The organism is Glaciibacter kafniensis (genome assembly GCF_039538945.1).
GTDB lineage: Bacteria > Actinomycetota > Actinomycetes > Actinomycetales > Microbacteriaceae > Cryobacterium > Cryobacterium kafniensis.
Window position 1 is genome coordinate 766,676 of record NZ_BAABCN010000002.1, and the last position, 15,031, is coordinate 781,706.

General features: G+C 64.5%; 13 protein-coding genes and 1 tRNA gene. 10 read left to right on the forward strand and 4 right to left on the reverse strand.

The window, feature by feature from the left end; all coding sequences use genetic code 11:
• The first annotated feature begins 3 nt into the window (after nt 1–3).
• Together pyk and ABD791_RS04065 are read left to right on the forward strand one after the other, a co-directional pair.
• Entirely contained in the window at nt 4–1,446 is a 1,443-nt protein-coding gene (gene pyk, locus ABD791_RS04060) for a pyruvate kinase (RefSeq protein WP_345062522.1), read from the forward strand.
• Nucleotides 1,447–1,661: 215 nt separating this feature from the next.
• Nucleotides 1,662–2,867: a low temperature requirement protein A gene (locus ABD791_RS04065; protein WP_345062524.1), complete on the forward strand. Its 1,206-nt coding sequence runs from the start codon at nt 1,662–1,664 to the stop codon at nt 2,865–2,867.
• A gap of 30 nt (nt 2,868–2,897) precedes the next feature.
• Here ABD791_RS04065 and ABD791_RS04070 read toward each other — a convergent pair whose 3' ends face one another.
• Nucleotides 2,898–3,764: an EamA family transporter gene (locus tag ABD791_RS04070; protein WP_345062526.1), complete on the reverse strand. Its 867-nt coding sequence runs from the start codon at nt 3,762–3,764 to the stop codon at nt 2,898–2,900.
• 266 nt (nt 3,765–4,030) lie between these two features.
• On the opposite strand from ABD791_RS04070, the gene ABD791_RS04075 reads away from it, so the two are divergent.
• Nucleotides 4,031–4,768, forward strand: coding sequence for an avidin-fold protein (locus ABD791_RS04075; RefSeq protein WP_345062527.1), 738 nt, complete (start codon nt 4,031–4,033; stop codon nt 4,766–4,768).
• A 22-nt stretch (nt 4,769–4,790) separates the two neighbouring features.
• On the opposite strand, the gene ABD791_RS04080 is transcribed toward ABD791_RS04075, so the two are convergent.
• A complete protein-coding gene (locus ABD791_RS04080) occupies nt 4,791–5,378 on the reverse strand; it encodes an Lrp/AsnC family transcriptional regulator (RefSeq protein ID WP_345062528.1) in 588 nt (195 codons plus the stop codon).
• 204 nt (nt 5,379–5,582) lie between these two features.
• On the opposite strand from ABD791_RS04080, the gene ABD791_RS04085 reads away from it, so the two are divergent.
• From ABD791_RS04085 to ABD791_RS04105, 5 genes are read left to right on the forward strand one after another with little or no spacing between them, the layout of a single operon-like run.
• On the forward strand, nt 5,583–7,157 hold the full coding sequence (locus ABD791_RS04085; protein ID WP_345062529.1) for an ABC transporter substrate-binding protein: 1,575 nt from the start codon (nt 5,583–5,585) through the stop codon (nt 7,155–7,157).
• A gap of 14 nt (nt 7,158–7,171) precedes the next feature.
• Nucleotides 7,172–8,233: an ABC transporter permease gene (locus ABD791_RS04090; protein ID WP_345062530.1), complete on the forward strand. Its 1,062-nt coding sequence runs from the start codon at nt 7,172–7,174 to the stop codon at nt 8,231–8,233.
• Nucleotides 8,230–9,078 (forward strand): ABC transporter permease, encoded by an 849-nt coding sequence (locus tag ABD791_RS04095; protein ID WP_345062531.1) that lies wholly within the window; start codon nt 8,230–8,232, stop codon nt 9,076–9,078. Before ABD791_RS04090 ends, ABD791_RS04095 begins: the two co-directional genes overlap by 4 nt.
• 2 nt (nt 9,079–9,080) lie before the next feature.
• Nucleotides 9,081–9,953, forward strand: coding sequence for an ABC transporter ATP-binding protein (locus tag ABD791_RS04100; RefSeq protein WP_345062533.1), 873 nt, complete (start codon nt 9,081–9,083; stop codon nt 9,951–9,953).
• On the forward strand, nt 9,950–10,792 hold the full coding sequence (locus tag ABD791_RS04105) for an ABC transporter ATP-binding protein (RefSeq protein ID WP_345062534.1): 843 nt from the start codon (nt 9,950–9,952) through the stop codon (nt 10,790–10,792). Before ABD791_RS04100 ends, ABD791_RS04105 begins: the two co-directional genes overlap by 4 nt.
• Before the next feature lie 193 nt (nt 10,793–10,985).
• On the opposite strand, the gene ABD791_RS04110 is transcribed toward ABD791_RS04105, so the two are convergent.
• Nucleotides 10,986–11,071: transfer RNA gene (locus tag ABD791_RS04110), tRNA-Leu, on the reverse strand.
• A gap of 38 nt (nt 11,072–11,109) precedes the next feature.
• On the opposite strand from ABD791_RS04110, the gene ABD791_RS04115 reads away from it, so the two are divergent.
• On the forward strand, nt 11,110–11,715 hold the full coding sequence (locus tag ABD791_RS04115) for an ANTAR domain-containing response regulator (protein ID WP_345062536.1): 606 nt from the start codon (nt 11,110–11,112) through the stop codon (nt 11,713–11,715).
• A gap of 87 nt (nt 11,716–11,802) precedes the next feature.
• Here ABD791_RS04115 and ABD791_RS04120 read toward each other — a convergent pair whose 3' ends face one another.
• Nucleotides 11,803–12,231 (reverse strand): hotdog fold thioesterase, encoded by a 429-nt coding sequence (locus ABD791_RS04120; RefSeq protein ID WP_345062538.1) that lies wholly within the window; start codon nt 12,229–12,231, stop codon nt 11,803–11,805.
• Nucleotides 12,232–12,287: 56 nt separating this feature from the next.
• Here ABD791_RS04120 and polA point away from each other — a divergent pair, with 56 nt between their 5' ends.
• Nucleotides 12,288–14,969 (forward strand): DNA polymerase I, encoded by a 2,682-nt coding sequence (gene polA / locus ABD791_RS04125; protein WP_345062540.1) that lies wholly within the window; start codon nt 12,288–12,290, stop codon nt 14,967–14,969.
• Nucleotides 14,970–15,031: the final 62 nt, after the last annotated feature.

Below are 15,031 nucleotides of genomic sequence, written 5' to 3' on the forward strand. Positions count from 1 at the left end.
AGAATGAGACGCGCGAAAATCGTTGCCACCCTCGGGCCGGCAGCATCGAGCTACGAGCAGATTCGGGCGATCATTGATGCCGGCGTCGACGTATGCCGCATGAACCTCAGCCACGGCACCTATGCCGTGCACGAGGGTGTCTATGCCAACGTGCGCAAGGCAGCAAACGACTCCGGTCGCGCCATCGCCGTGATGGTCGACCTGCAGGGTCCGAAGATTCGCCTGGGCAAGTTCGAAGGCGGACCTTACGACCTCGCCGTCGACGACATCTTCAAGATCACCACCGAAGACATCCTGGGCAACCAGCAGATCTGCGGCACCACGTTCAAGGGCCTGCCCCAGGACGTGAACCCCGGTGACTTCCTGCTGATCGATGACGGCAAGGTCAAGGTTCAGGTCGTTGAAACGGATGGCGTCGTCGTCACCACCAAGGTGATCGTCGCCGGCCCGGTCTCGAACAACAAGGGCATCAATCTGCCCGGCGTTGCCGTCAACGTTCCCGCTTTGTCTGAGAAGGACGAAGACGACCTGCGTTGGGGCATGCGCCTCGGCGCCGACCTGATCGCACTGTCGTTCGTGCGTGATGCCGCTGACATCAAGCGTGTTCACGAGATCATGGACGAAGAAGGCCGTCGTGTGCCGGTCATCGCCAAGATCGAGAAGCCGCAGGCCGTCGACAACCTCGAAGAGATCATCGACGCTTTCGACGCCATCATGGTCGCCCGTGGCGACCTGGGTGTCGAGCTTCCGCTCGAAGCAGTGCCGATCGTTCAGAAGCGTGCCGTCGAGATCGCTCGCCGCATGGCGAAGCCGGTCATCGTGGCCACGCAGATGCTCGAATCAATGATTCACAGCCCGGTGCCGACGCGCGCCGAGACCTCCGACGTGGCGAACGCCGTGCTCGATGGTGCCGACGCCGTCATGCTGAGCGGTGAGACGAGCGTGGGCGAGTACCCGGTCGTCACCGTGCAGACCATGGCGCGCATTGTGGACTCGACTGAGATCCACGGCCTGGAGCGCATCCTGCCGCTGACCGTCAAGCCGCGCACGCAGGGTGGCGCGATCACTCTCGCCGCGAGCGACGTGGCTCACTTCGTCGACGCGAAGTACGTCTGTATCTTCACCGAGTCTGGCGACTCCGCTCGTCGGATGGCGCGCATCCGCTCGCAGATCCCGATGATCGCCTTCACGCCGGAACCCGGCATCCGCCGTCGCCTGGCGCTGACCTGGGGCGTGCAGACGTACCTGGTCGACCGCGTCACGCACACCGACGCGATGTTCGCGCAGGTTGACTCTGTGCTGCTCGGCGAAGGACTGGCCGAGGTCGGCGACAAGGTTGTGGTGATCTCCGGATCCCCTCCCGGAATCGTCGGCTCGACCAACGACATCCGGGTCTACCGGGTCGGCGACGCTCACAACGAGGTCGCACCCGCCTACAAGAAGTAGGCAGAGCACGTTCGAAGCCCCGCCGCGCGTCGTCACAGACGCGCAGGCGGGGCTTTTCTCGTGGGGCCGACCCGCCGAGCTTGACACTTGCGGTCGAGACACCCTGGTGCGCCGGGGAATCTCGACCGGAACGGTCAAACTCGGCGCGGAACGACGGTTCGATGCCGTCAGCGCGGCATGCAGCGCGACGGGAGAGCACGGGCTACGCTGGCGCCGTGGCCACAGCAGAGGAGCCCAACGCACACTCGACACACTCGGATGCCGGTGGTCCGGAACCCGGCACGCGAGCGAACACGCCTCGCCGGGCGAATTGGCTTGAACTGTTCTTCGATCTGGTGATGGTGGCCTTTGTCGGCCAGCTTGCCCTCGGGGTGCACGGCGATCCCCATCCTGCCCAGTTTCTGACCTTTGCCGTGTTGTTCTTTCCGGCCTGGTGGGCGTGGGTCAACGTGATGCTCACGCTCAATCTGTTCGGCGAGCGGGTGACCGGCAGAATTTGGCTGATGGTCAGCGTTGCCATGTTCGCGGTGGGCATGATGGCGGCGGCAAGCATCGATGGGCTCGGCGAGCGTGCGTGGGCGTATGCCCTCGGAAACGCGATCCTCCGGCTGGTGCTCTTCATCGCCTGGTGGTCACAGGGGCGTCGAAACGGCGTCCCGTGGTATCGCCCGGTGCTCTACTGCGGGGTGACGGCCGTGTTGTGGACGGTGTCGGCATTCGTGCCGCCGCCGGGGCGCTACGTGCTCTGGGCGGTCGCCATTGGCATCGAGGTGCTGCTGCTCGCGTTTCTCGGCAGGGAGTCGTCGTGGTTGCGCCAGGCGTTGAACATCGAGCACGTCACCGAGCGGGTGGGACTCTTCGTCGTGATCGTCTTCGGAGAATCGGTGCTCGCGGTCTTCGCCGAGTGGAGTGCCAGTTGGAGCATCGCCTCCGGGCTCACCGCGATTCTCGCGTTTGCCGCCATCGCCTTGCTGGCGTGGTCATTTTTCACCTACAGCACCGATATCGCCGAGCGCGGCTGGCGACGCCTGCACGCCTCCGGAAACCTCGGTGCCCTCCGCGACACTGTGATGTATCTGCCGTTCTTTTTGGTCAGCTCGATCGTGTTGTTGGCTGCGGGCCTCGGCACGGCCGTCGCCGACCCGACAGAACCGTTGTCGCCGGGGGCATCCGTCGCCGTTGCCGGCGGTATTGCCGTCTTCTACGGCACGAATGCGCTGATCCTCCTGCGCTACCGCGAACGGCTGCGTGCGGTGTTGCGCTGGGCCGTTGTCGGCGTGATGCTGCCGCTGGCGTTGCTGCTGTTTGCGCCGTTCGTGACGGCCGCAGGGCTGGTGGCGGGAGCGCTCATCGTGATCGGCGTGATGGTGCTGCAGGCGGAGTGGCATCGTCGGAGCGCTCTCGTGCCCCTCGCGCAGTGAGCGGGCAGCAAAGCCCCGTTCCGGCGCGGTCTATCCCGGTGGGCGCGGGGTAGAACGCGCGCCGGCGGGGATAGACCGCGCCTGGAGCGGCCGCGGCGGCGCCATGCCGGCAAGCCAGATGACAACGCCGCCGGAGACCACCACGAGCAGGATGCCGACGATCACCGATGCGGTGAGCACCTGACCGAGCACCACGGCACCGATCACCGCGCCCATCACCGGGTCGATCGAGAACAGGGTACCGACCAGGCGCGGCGAGGTGAGCCGCACAGCGATGAAATCGAGGCTGAAGGCCAACGCCACACCGATCAGGCCCGACGCGGCGAGAATCAGCCAGGCGTGACCGTCGGCACGGGGGAGAGCCTCAACCGAGAACGGAGCCAAGACGACGGCCCCGACGGCGACGGAGAGGGTGAGCCCATCGAGGCCGGCAGAGCTTTCACCGACGCGGCCGGCGAGAACCGTGTAGCCGCCGAAAGCGACAGCAGCACCCAGACCGAAAGCGAGACCGATCCAGGTCATGCCACCGGTCGGATTGCTGACAAGCGCCACCCCGATCAGCGTCACGACGGGCAACAGTGCTTCCCACCGGAGCCGGGTGGCAAACACGGCGACGGCCAGCGGGCCGAGAAACTCAAGAGTGACGGCGATGCCCAGGGGCAGATGGGCCAGTGCGTTGTAGAACAACACGTTCATCGCGGCCATCGTGACGCCGTAGAGCACGATGCCGATCCACGCCGTCGTGCTCCGACCACGCAGACGCGGCCGGAAGATGGCGAGGAGCACAGCCGCGGCGATCGCCATCCGCAGCCCGCTGACGCCCAGCGTCCCCACCGTGGCGAACAACCCGGCAGCGAGGGCGGCCGACAGCTGGATGCTCAGTGAGCCGCCGAGCACGAGCGCTGCGGCGGTCAGGGGGGCGAGATGTGGGCGGGTGATGAGCGGGGCCTTTCTGGGGGTGTCGTGTCGGCAACATTACCGGCGTTCGCGACCGGCGTTGCGGTCAAAACTCGAGGCCGGGTTGTAACGGCCTCGGAGACGTTTTGCGTGCACAGCGGATAGCCAGTGGGCAAAAGTCGTAGATTCTCTTCGTTTTACAGGATCAACTGGACTGATTTCGCCGAGTTTCTGTACAGAACGTGCTCTGGGTCATACTCGACAGCGTGACTGCTGAACTGACTTCCACCGCACTCCCGGCCTCCATCGACGGACTCGAATTCGTCATGATCTCCTCGACCGCCAGCGCCGTCGACACCGAGGCGCCCACTCGCTTTCGCTATCAGCAAGACGGGCAGATGATCTGGGGCGTCTACATCGGCGACACCGTGAGCGTCGGTCGATTCGTCGGGCGTCGCGACGGAGACACGGTCACGATCTGCTTCGCCCACCGTCCCCTGGACGGCAGCGAAATCGTGCTCGGCACCGCCTCGAGCGAGCTGCAGCGGGCGGAGGACGGCACGCTCCGCCTCTTCGAGACCTTCGAGAAGAATGGAGCGACCCAGACGAGCGTGTGCATCCAAGTTCCGGCCAGCACCGACTGGAACCTCCTCGACATCGCAAGCGAAGGCATTCCGGCGATCGATGGCGCTGCTTTCGTGCTCGAGACGACCACGGCAAGTGTGGTGGGTGAGAATCCGACCCGCTTCGAGTTTCGTGAGGCAGGCGGCATCGCCTGGGGCACCTACAGCGGTGACACGGTCACCACCGGTCACTGTGTCGGTCGCTACCGCGATGGCGTGCTGGATGAGTTTTTCGTGCACCACGTCGTGGCCAGCGATGCCACTTTGCTGGGCGACAGCAGCACGCGTGTGCAGACGCGAACGGACGGTCGCCTCGAACTGGTCGAGGACTTCGTGCTCGACGGCGTCGTGGGCTACAGCGTCTGCGTGCAGGCGTCCTGAGCGCTCCGGCTGTGCGCTCCGACTAGCGCCCGAGACCCTGTCGGCTCGGATCGACTCTGGTGAATCGGGTCAGCCCCATCTGTGTCGTGGCGGGTTCGCGCGGCGGAAGGTCGCTCGGCAGAAGAAACGGCCGATCGAAGATCTCATCGAGCACGAGAACTGTCTCGACGGATTTGACCTCCGGCAGCGCCGCCAGCACGCCGATCACGAAGTCGTGCACTGCCCCGACCTCATTGGCGCGCACCAGAAGCATGACGTCATGCTCGCCCGTCGTGATCCGGCAGGATTCGACGGCCGTCATCTGCTCGATGCGGCTGCGGAACGATCCCCACATCTGCGGATGCACGGAGAGAAATACGAGCGCGCAGATCCCGAGTCCGGCCTTGGCCGGATTGACCTGTGCGGTGAAGCCGGTGATGACGCCGTCGTCAATCAGCTGCTCGACCCGGGTGTAGACGTTCGCACGCGAGACGTTGACCCGTTCCGCCAGCGCGGCCATTGAGATTCGACCGTTTTCTCGCAGTTCAGCAAGTATTTTCAGATTGATCTCGTCGAGCGGATGCGGCGATTGTCCAGACACCGGAGAACCTCCGCTTGCTTTGCTAGACATAATGGCGAGTTTCTCCTTTGGACAAGACACTACTTCTGTCGAACAGGGCTTTGATTGGACAGACTAGCGGTAACTGTGCAAATCTCGACCCAAGCCGTCCAGAGGCATATTCATCGGACGGCAGCGTGGAGCATCCTTCAGCCTGGCTTTTCGCGGCAACGATGCTCGATGCACAACCCCTGAGTTCACAGAAGGAGTTCCCCCTTGCGCAAGAACACCCGATATGTCACAACGGCCCTCGGTCTGACCGTGGCGTTGGCCCTGACCGGCTGTGCCGCAGGCGCGCCGAGCGGCGACGCAGCGGCACCGAGCAGCGTCGTCATCGACACCGCCTTCACCCTCGAAACGGGCGACCCGGGTCGCAACTACGTTCCGACCGGCTACATGGTCTCCAAGGCGGTCTACGAAACCCTCCTCGACTTCAAGGGCTCCGACGAGAGCACGCCGATCCCCGGCCTGGCCACCTACACAGCGAACGACGACGCCACCGAGTTCACCTTCGTGCTCGACGCCGATCGCGTGTTCTCCGACGGCACCCCGATCACGGCTGACGACGTCGTCTTCTCCCTCAACCGGGTGAAGGGCATGACCGAGAGCAAGGCCAACTTCCTGATGGAGGGCATCGAGCTGGCCAAGGTCGACGATCACACCGTCACCCTGACCACTGCCACGCCGTCGCTGAAGCTGCCGGCCCTGATGACGAACCCGTCGCTCGCGATCGTGAACTCCAAGGTCGTCATCGAAAACGGCGGAACCACCGACAATACGGATGCCGCCGAGAAATTCCTCAACGGCGCCTCGGCCGGGTCCGGCCCGTACATCATCGACTCCATCGACTTCGAGTCGCAGGTCGTGCTCACCGAAAACGAGAAGTACAACGGCGAAGAGCACCCCGACTTCTCGCGGGTCGTCATCCGCAGCGTCTCTGAGAGCGCAACTCAGAAGATGAACCTCGAAGGTGGCGACTCTCAGGTCGCGATCGACCTGAGCGGCGACCAGGTTGCCGGCCTCGGCAAGGGCGTCACCGTCACGTCGACCCCGTCTGCTCAGACGATCTTCCTGCTGCTGAACCAGAACCCGGCAGTCAGCCCGGTCACGTCCAACCCGGAGTTCGTCTCCGCTGTGCGCTACGCGCTTGACTACGACGCGCTCCTCGAACTCGCCGGAGCCGGCTCAGAGCAGGCGACCGGCGTCATCCCGCCGTCGTTCCTCGGTGCGCTGACCGACGGCGTGAAGCAGGACCTCGCCGCCTCCAAGAAGGCACTTGCTGCGTCTGGTTACGCCGGCGAGACCGTCACGCTGGAGTACCCGAACGACTACCCGGTCGGCGGCGTGAGCTTCACCCCGCTCGCCGAGCGTGTTCAGTCGCAGCTTGCCGAAGCGGGCATCACCATCGAGCTCGCCCCCGCACCGTTCACCACCCAGATCGACGAATACGTCAACGGACGCGAAGGCTTCAGCATCTGGTTCTGGGGCCCCGACTACGCCGACTCGGCCAACTTCCTGCCGTTCGCCGCTGGTGCAAAGGTCGGCCTGCGTGCCGGCTGGACCGCGGAGCAGAACCCGTCGGTCGTCGAGCTTGCCGCTGCAGCCGAGAACGCGACGAGCATGGACGAGCGCGCCGGAGCATTCAGCGCCTTCGCGACGGCTCTGCAGGAGCAGGGCCCGTTCGTCCCGCTCATCGTCCCCGGCTCGAACATCGCGACGGCTGACTTCATCTCGGGTGTCTCGTACAACTCGACGTGGACGATGGACATCGCCGAGCTGCGCGCTAAGTAGAAGGAACCATCAGCGTGGGAAAAACCACCCGCGCGACCCGCACGTCCCCGGCCAGGTCCGCCCTGGCCGGGTACGTGCTTCGTCGCCTCGGAATGTCTGTACTGCTGTTGTTCGGCGTCACGCTCGTGACGTTCAGCCTCGCGAACCTCGTTCCGGGCAACCCGGTCGTCGCTGCCCTCGGTGAGGGTGCCGCGAGCAATCCCGCCACCGTCGCCGCGTATATCGCCAAGCACGGCCTCGACCAGCCACTGCCTGTGCAGTACTTCACGTACCTCGCCAACCTGTTCCAGGGCAATATGGGCGTCTCGCTCCGCACCGGACAGCCGGTCGCCACCGACCTGCAGAAGGCAATGCCCGCGACATTCGAGGTGGCAATCGGTGCGATCATCGTCAGCCTCGCCCTCGGCGTGACGCTCGGCTCGATCGCCGCTTACCGCAGAGGCAAGATCAGCGACCAGCTCGTGCGTGTGCTCTCCCTGATCGGTCTGAGCATCCCCACGTTCTGGATGGCGCTGGTCAGCTTCAATTTCTTCTTTCTCCAACTCCGCATCGCGCCCGGCTCCGGCCGACTGTCGCCGATCCTCAGCCCGCCGCCGACGGTGACAGGGCTCTACACCGTCGATGCGCTCCTGGCCGGCCAGTGGACGACCTTCATGGACGCCCTGGCTCACCTCATGCTCCCGGTCTTCGTGCTCTCGCTGTTCACCATCGGGCTGCTGACCCGGTTCGTGCGCACCTCGGTGCTCGAGGTGCTCGACGCCGACTACATCAGGGCCGGTCGCGCCAAGGGACTGAGCGGACCACGGATGCTCTTCGGCTACGTGCTGCGCGGCGCCTCGCTGCCGATCCTGACGATCGTCGGGCTGGCATTCGGCTCACTGCTCTCCGGCACCGTTCTGGTCGAGGCAGTGTTCGCCTGGCCGGGCCTCGGAACCTACGCCTTCAACTCGGCAACCAGCCTCGACCTGCCCGGTGTCATGGGCGTCGGACTCGTCGTCGGCTTCATCTACCTGGCCATCAACTTCGCCGTCGACCTGCTCTACGGCGTGCTCGACCCGAGAGTGAGACTCGCATGAGGCGCCGTTGGTACCGCGTTCCCAAGAACTGGGTGACGCCGCTCGGCGTCATCGGACTGGTCGTCGGACTGTTCTGGGTGGTCGTCGCTTTCACGGCTCCACTCTGGGTTCCGTTTGACCCACTCGCGCAGAAGCTCCCACGCCTGCAGGCGCCGGGCATCGACACGCTCATGGGCACGGATGCCCTCGGTCGCGACATCTTCTCCCGTCTGATGACGGGAGCAAGCGTCACGATCCCGCTCGCCCTGCTGCTCGTCGTGCTCTCGATGGTCGTCGGCACGCTGGTCGGGGCGATCGCCGGCTATTTCGGGGGGTGGATCGACGAGGTGCTCATGCGCATCACCGACCTGGTGATGGCATTCCCCACCGTCATCCTCGCCATGGTCGTTGCGGCCGCCCTCGGCCCGTCATTGTTCAATGCCGTGATTGCCGCATTTGTCGTCTCCTGGCCGCAATACGCCCGCATGACACGCAGCATCGTGCTCGGCCTCCGCGGCCAGAACTACGTGATGGCCGGGCGCCTGCTCGGTTTCTCGCCCGGCAAAACGCTCAGGGTCGACATCGCCCCGAACGTCGTCGGTCCGATCCTCGTGCTCGCGAGCCTCGACATCGGAACGGCGATCTTGCTGCTCTCCGGGTTGTCCTTCCTCGGCCTCGGTGCACAGCCGCCGACGCCGGAGTGGGGATCGATGATCTCAGCGGCGATGGCGAACTTCGACAGCTGGTGGATCGGCGTGTTCCCCGGCCTGGCCATCCTCACCGTCGTGATGGCGTTCAACTTCATCGGCGACTCCCTGCGTGACATCTTCGACCCGACGTCGCAGCTCAGCCGGACAGGAGCCTGATCATGACCGCAACACTGACAGCTGAGAACACAGCGCCGGTACCCGTTCTGCGGGTTCGCGACCTCACCATCGCGATCGGGGCGAAGAAGAACCCGAAGAAGATCGTCACCGGAATCAGCTTCGATCTGATTCCCGGACGCATCCAGGGCCTGGCCGGTGAATCCGGCTCCGGAAAGACCGTGTCCTCCCTGGCGATTCTCGGCCTGTTGCCGGCGAACGCCTCAGTGGGTGGATCGATTGAACTCGATGGCACCCAAATCATCGGGATGGGCCGCCGGGCGTTGAACGACATCCGCGGCCGCCGCATCGCGATGATCTTTCAGGACCCGTCGTCGAGTCTGCACCCGCAGATCATGGTCGGGTCTCAGCTCACCGACCATGTGCGCAGGCACCTCGGGTTGAATGCGACGGATGCCAAGGCGCGGGCAGTCGAGTTGCTGACGCGCGTGCGGGTGCCGAATCCTGAGGAGGCACTGCGGCGCTACCCGCACCAGTTCTCGGGCGGGCAACGGCAGCGCATTGCGATTGCGATCGCGCTGGCCTGCGACCCGGTTGTGCTGCTGGCCGACGAGCCGACCACCGCCCTCGACGTGACGGTGCAAGCCGGCATTCTTCACCTGCTCAAAGATCTGGCCATCGAACGCAATCTGGCGGTGCTGCTCGTCACTCACGACCTGGGCGTGATGAGCGCAATCGCCGATGACGTCGCCGTCATGCGTCACGGCGCAATCGTCGAGGCGGGTCTGCGGGAACAGATCTTCGGAGCCCCGCAACACGCTTACACGCGCGAACTCCTGGACTCCCTGCCCGGGGCACAGAACGCCCCATCAGCCCACGGCCTCGCCGTGGCCGCACTGGAAGATGATGCCCGATGAGCGCACTGCTGAACGTCTCTGATCTGGTGATCGAATATCACGGCACACAGGTCGTGCGGGCCGTCGACGAAGTGTCACTCTCGATTGAACCCGGCGAAGTTCTCGCCCTGGTTGGGGAGAGCGGCTGTGGCAAGTCGAGTCTGGCCCGCGCGGTCGTCGGCATGGAAAAGCCGCGCTCCGGCAGCGTGACGTACCGGGGAGCCACGGTTCCCTTGCTCGGTGTGCGTCGCCGCGACAAGCAGTTCACCTCGATCCAGATGGTGTTTCAAGACCCGAACTCCTCCTTGAACCCGCGCGTGCGCGTCGGGCAGCAGATCAGCGAGGGCATCACCACCGCTCTGGCGCGGGGCGAGGCCGGCTCGGTGCCAGAGGAATGGCTGGAGCGAGTGGGCCTGTCCACCACGATGGTCGGGCGATACCCGTATGAGCTCTCCGGTGGGCAACGCCAGCGCGTCGCCATCGCACGCGCCCTCGCGGCGCGCCCGGACCTGCTTGTGGCCGACGAACCCATTTCGGCGCTCGACGCGTCGAGCCAGGCGTCGGTCGCGGACATGATGAGACGGCTCGCGCTCGACGCCGGAGCCGGGCTGCTCTTCATCTCCCACGACTTGGCCATCGTGCGTCTGATCGCCGACCGCACCGTCGTGATGTATCGCGGAAAAATCGTCGAGTCGGGCGTGTCGGAGCGCATCTGGAATGACCCGGTGCATCCGTACACCCAAGCTCTGCTCTCGGCGATTCCGGAGCCTGACGGCAAGGGAATCCTGCCCGCCGCACCGGCGGCCGAGGCTCCCGTCGAATGGCGAAGTGAGCTTCGGAGCGCTCTCGACCGCACGTAGTAAAAGAGCAACGCGTAGATGAGCAACGCGTAAATGAGCAGCGCGTGAATGAGCAGCGCGTGAAATGAGTGTCGAGTGAATTGGCAGGGAGCCGGGGGATACCTTCACCCGGCTCCCGGCCTGCCACTCTGCCCAACGAAAAGAAGACCCCCGTCCTTGCCTGATTCACAGGGAAGTACGGGGGTCTTCGTGATGGTGCCGGTGGTGGGACTTGAACCCACACGTCCTTTCGAACAAAGCATTTTGAGTGCTCCGCGTCTGCCATTCCGCCACACCGGCTCACAACACCTCGATCAGAATACCGTAAGGTTTTAGGTGTGACCGACCAAGACACTACCCCCGCTCCTCCCCGCCGCGTTGTCGTCGCGGAGGATGAGTCCCTTATTCGCCTCGATATCGTCGAGATTCTCCGTGACAACGGCTTCGAAGTGGTCGGCGAAGCTGGCGACGGCGAAACCGCTGTTGCCCTGGCGCGCGAACTTCGCCCCGACCTCGTCATCATGGACGTCAAGATGCCACAGCTTGATGGCATCAGCGCCGCAGAGCGCCTCTCCAAGGAGCACATCGCTCCCGTGGTGCTGCTCACGGCCTTCAGCCAGAAGGAGCTCGTCGAGCGCGCCAGCGAAGCCGGCGCCCTCGCCTATGTGGTGAAGCCGTTCACCCCGAACGACCTGCTTCCGGCCATCGAGATCGCCCTCTCGCGCTACAGCCAGATCATCACGCTCGAAGCGGAGGTCGCTGACCTCGTCGAGCGTTTCGAGACCCGCAAGCTCGTCGACCGGGCCAAGGGCCTGCTCAACGAGAAGATGGGCCTGTCAGAGCCCGAAGCCTTCCGCTGGATTCAGAAGGCATCGATGGACCGCCGCCTGACCATGCACGATGTCTCCCAGGCGATCATCGAGCAACTCTCCGCTAAGAAGTAGCGCGAGCCAAGAAGTAGATTTCTACACACAGACTGAAAAAGCCCGGCCGAATTCGGCCGGGCTTTTCTGATTCTCAGAGACAGAAATTCAGGACGCCGCGCCCGGCATGTCCTTGATCAGGTTGGTGATGCGAATGGTCGAGCAGCGTCGGCCCAATTCGTCGGAGATTGCAATTTCGTGCGTGGTCAGCGTGCGCCCGAGGTGGATCGGAGTGCAGACGCCCGTGACATGACCGGATGTCGCCGAACGGGTATGCGTCGCATTGATCTCGATTCCGACGGCGAGTTTTCCCTCCCCGGCATAGAGGTTTGCGGCCATCGAACCGAGCGACTCGCCGAGCACGACAAACGCGCCGCCGTGCAGCAGCATCGCCGGCTGCGTGTTGCCATCCACGGGCATCCGCGCCACCGAGCGGTCAACCGAGAACTCAAGAAACTCGATGCCCATTTTCTCGGCCAGAGCGCCAATTCCTCGCTGCTGCAGCCAGGCAAGGGAAGTCTCAGTCTGATTGATCATGGTCACCTTTGCTGGGTCTGCCCGCTCGCTCAAGGCGACGCTTGTAGGCTGGGTCTGTGTCGGACTCAAAAAAGCCTACCCTGATGATCATCGACGGCCATTCTCTGGCATTTCGGGCCTTCTACGCCCTGCCAGTCGACAGCTTCCAAACCCGCGACGGGCAACACACGAACGCCATCCACGGCTTTCTGTCGATGCTGCTCAGCCTGCTTCGCAACGAGAAACCCACGCACCTCGCCGTGGCGTTCGACATTTCTCGTTTCTCGTTCCGCACTCGGGAGTACCCCGACTACAAGGGAACCCGTGGGGAGACGCCGTCGGAGTTCAAGGGTCAAATTCCGCTGCTGCAGGATGCCCTCGCGGCGATGAACATCCGCACCCTCACCAAAGAGGACTACGAGGCCGACGACATCCTGGCCACCCTCTCGGTGCGCGGAACAGAGGCCGGCTACGACGTGCTCGTCGTCTCTGGCGACCGCGACACGATCCAGCTGGTGAACGAGAACGTCACCCTGCTCTACCCGGCGAGCCAGGGCGTATCGGCGCTGAAGCGCTACGACCCGGCCGCCGTGCGCGAAAAATACGGCATTGAGCCGCACCAGTATCCGGATGTCGCGGCGCTCGTCGGCGAGACCAGCGACAACCTGATCGGCATCTCCAAGGTGGGGGAGAAGACCGCCGTCAAGTGGCTGGGCCTCTACGGCAGCCTCGACGGAATCCTCGAGCACGCTGATGAGATCAAGGGCGTCGTCGGCAACAATCTGCGTGAGCAGAAAGAGAACGCGATCCGCAATCGCCGTCTCAACCGTCTGTTGACCGACCTCGAGCTGCCCGTCGAGGTGCCAGAACTTGAGCGCACCTCGATCGACGAGCAAGCCGTGCGAAACATCTTCGAACGTCTCGAGTTCAAGAGCCTGCTCGACCGGGTGCTCAAGCTCGAGGGCGGCGAGAACGGCGCAGTTGCATTCACGGCTGCCGGTGCGGAGGCCGAGCCTGCCGCGCCGGAGATTCCCACCGCCCCGAAGGCACAAGACCTCCTCGATGAGGAACTCGAGCTCTGGCTGTCCCGCAACGCGGCGGCGGCCCCGACAGGTCTCGGGCTGACCGTCGAGATGCTCGACGGACAGGTGATCGGCTTCGGCCTTTCCAGCGCGACCGAGAGCCTCAACCTGCCCTGGCAGGCAGGTCGCACCGACTACGCCCCCCTCGAGGCCTGGCTCGCCGGCCCCGCGCCGAAGGTCATGCACGACGCCAAGCCGCAGCTGAAGGCGCTCAAGCGCAGTGAACTCGCGTTCGACGGACTCGCCACCGACACCTTGGTCGCCGGGTGGCTCCTGCGCCCGGGCGGGCCGGACAAGACCCTGTCAGACCTCGTCACGCGGTATCTCGACGAGACACTGCCCATTCACGATCCCAATCAGCTCGTTCCCGACGACTCTGCCGGCGTTCCGACCCAGGCCTGGTACACGCTGCGGGTCGCTCCGGCCATCCTCGATGCGCTCGACGCCGGCTCACGCACGGTGCTCACCGACATCGAGATTCCCACCCTGCTTGCCCTCGTCGACATGGAGCTCGCCGGCGTCGCCGTCTCCCACGACGAGCTCGCCGAGCTGTCGACTCAGTTGGGTGAGAGCGTCGCCAACCTGGCCGCATCCGCTTTCGCGGAGATCGGCCGTGAGGTCAACCTGGGCTCGCCGAAGCAACTCCAAGAGGTGCTCTTCGACCAGCTGGCGATGCCCAAAACCCGTGCCAACAAGACCGGGTTCACCACGGATGCCGGCGCCCTCGCCGACCTGCAGGCCAGCAACCCGCATCCGTTCCTGGGTCTGCTGTTGCAGCACCGTGACGCGACGAAACTGCGCCAGATCGTCGAAACCCTCGACAAGGCGATCGATGAGACCGGGCGTATCCACACCAACTACGTGCAGATCGGCACGGCGACCGGGCGCATTTCGTCGAACGATCCCAACCTGCAGAACATCCCGGTGCGCACAGAGGAAGGCCGTCGCATCCGTGCTGCCTTCCATGCCGGCGAGCAGGCCGAGTCGCTGCTGACCGCCGACTACTCGCAGATTGAGATGCGCATCATGGCGCACCTCTCCGAAGACGCAGGACTGATCGAGGCGTTCAACGAAGGAGAAGACCTCCACCGCTTCGTCGGCTCACGCATCTTCGGCGTGGCACCTGAAGACGTCTCGAATGAGATGCGCTCCAAGGTGAAGGCGATGTCCTACGGGCTGGCATACGGTCTCAGCGCATTCGGGCTGTCGAAGCAGCTCCGCATTGAGACCAAAGAAGCGAAGAAGTTGATGACCGACTACTTCGAACGTTTCGGTGCGGTGCGCGACTACCTGCGTCACGTCGTCGAGCAGGCGAAGGTCGACGGCTACACCGAGACCATCTTCGGCCGTCGCCGCCCCTTCCCCGAGCTGCACAGCCCGAACCGGGTGCTGCGCGACAATGCCGAGCGTGCCGCGCTGAACGCGCCGATTCAGGGTTCGGCGGCCGACATCATGAAGATCGCGATGAACCGCATCGCGGTCGACCTGCGTGAGAAGAACCTCGAGTCGCGAATGCTGCTGCAGGTTCATGACGAATTGATCTTCGACGTCGCACCAGGGGAGTGGGACGCGCTGAAAGACGTCGTCACGCACCGCATGCAGACCGCGGCCGATTTGCTCGTGCCGCTCGATGTGCAGGTCGGGCGCGGCAAGAACTGGGACGACGCCGCGCACTAGAAGTTCGTTGTCGATGGCACGGTGAGAAGTGCGGCACCACATCAGGCCGGGGAAACCGGTCA

What these genes read in the sequence shown, in the direction of transcription:
- pyk (WP_345062522.1), top strand. Translation starts at nt 4, where the DNA reads ATGAGACGCGCGAAAATCGTTGCCACCCTCGGGCCGGCAGCATCGAGC.
- ABD791_RS04105 (WP_345062534.1), top strand. Translation starts at nt 9,950, where the DNA reads ATGAGCGCACTGCTGAACGTCTCTGATCTGGTGATCGAATATCACGGC.
- ABD791_RS04120 (WP_345062538.1), bottom strand. Translation starts at nt 12,231, where the DNA reads ATGATCAATCAGACTGAGACTTCCCTTGCCTGGCTGCAGCAGCGAGGA.
- ABD791_RS04100 (WP_345062533.1), top strand. Translation starts at nt 9,081, where the DNA reads ATGACCGCAACACTGACAGCTGAGAACACAGCGCCGGTACCCGTTCTG.
- ABD791_RS04095 (WP_345062531.1), top strand. Translation starts at nt 8,230, where the DNA reads ATGAGGCGCCGTTGGTACCGCGTTCCCAAGAACTGGGTGACGCCGCTC.
- ABD791_RS04080 (WP_345062528.1), bottom strand. Translation starts at nt 5,378, where the DNA reads ATGTCTAGCAAAGCAAGCGGAGGTTCTCCGGTGTCTGGACAATCGCCG.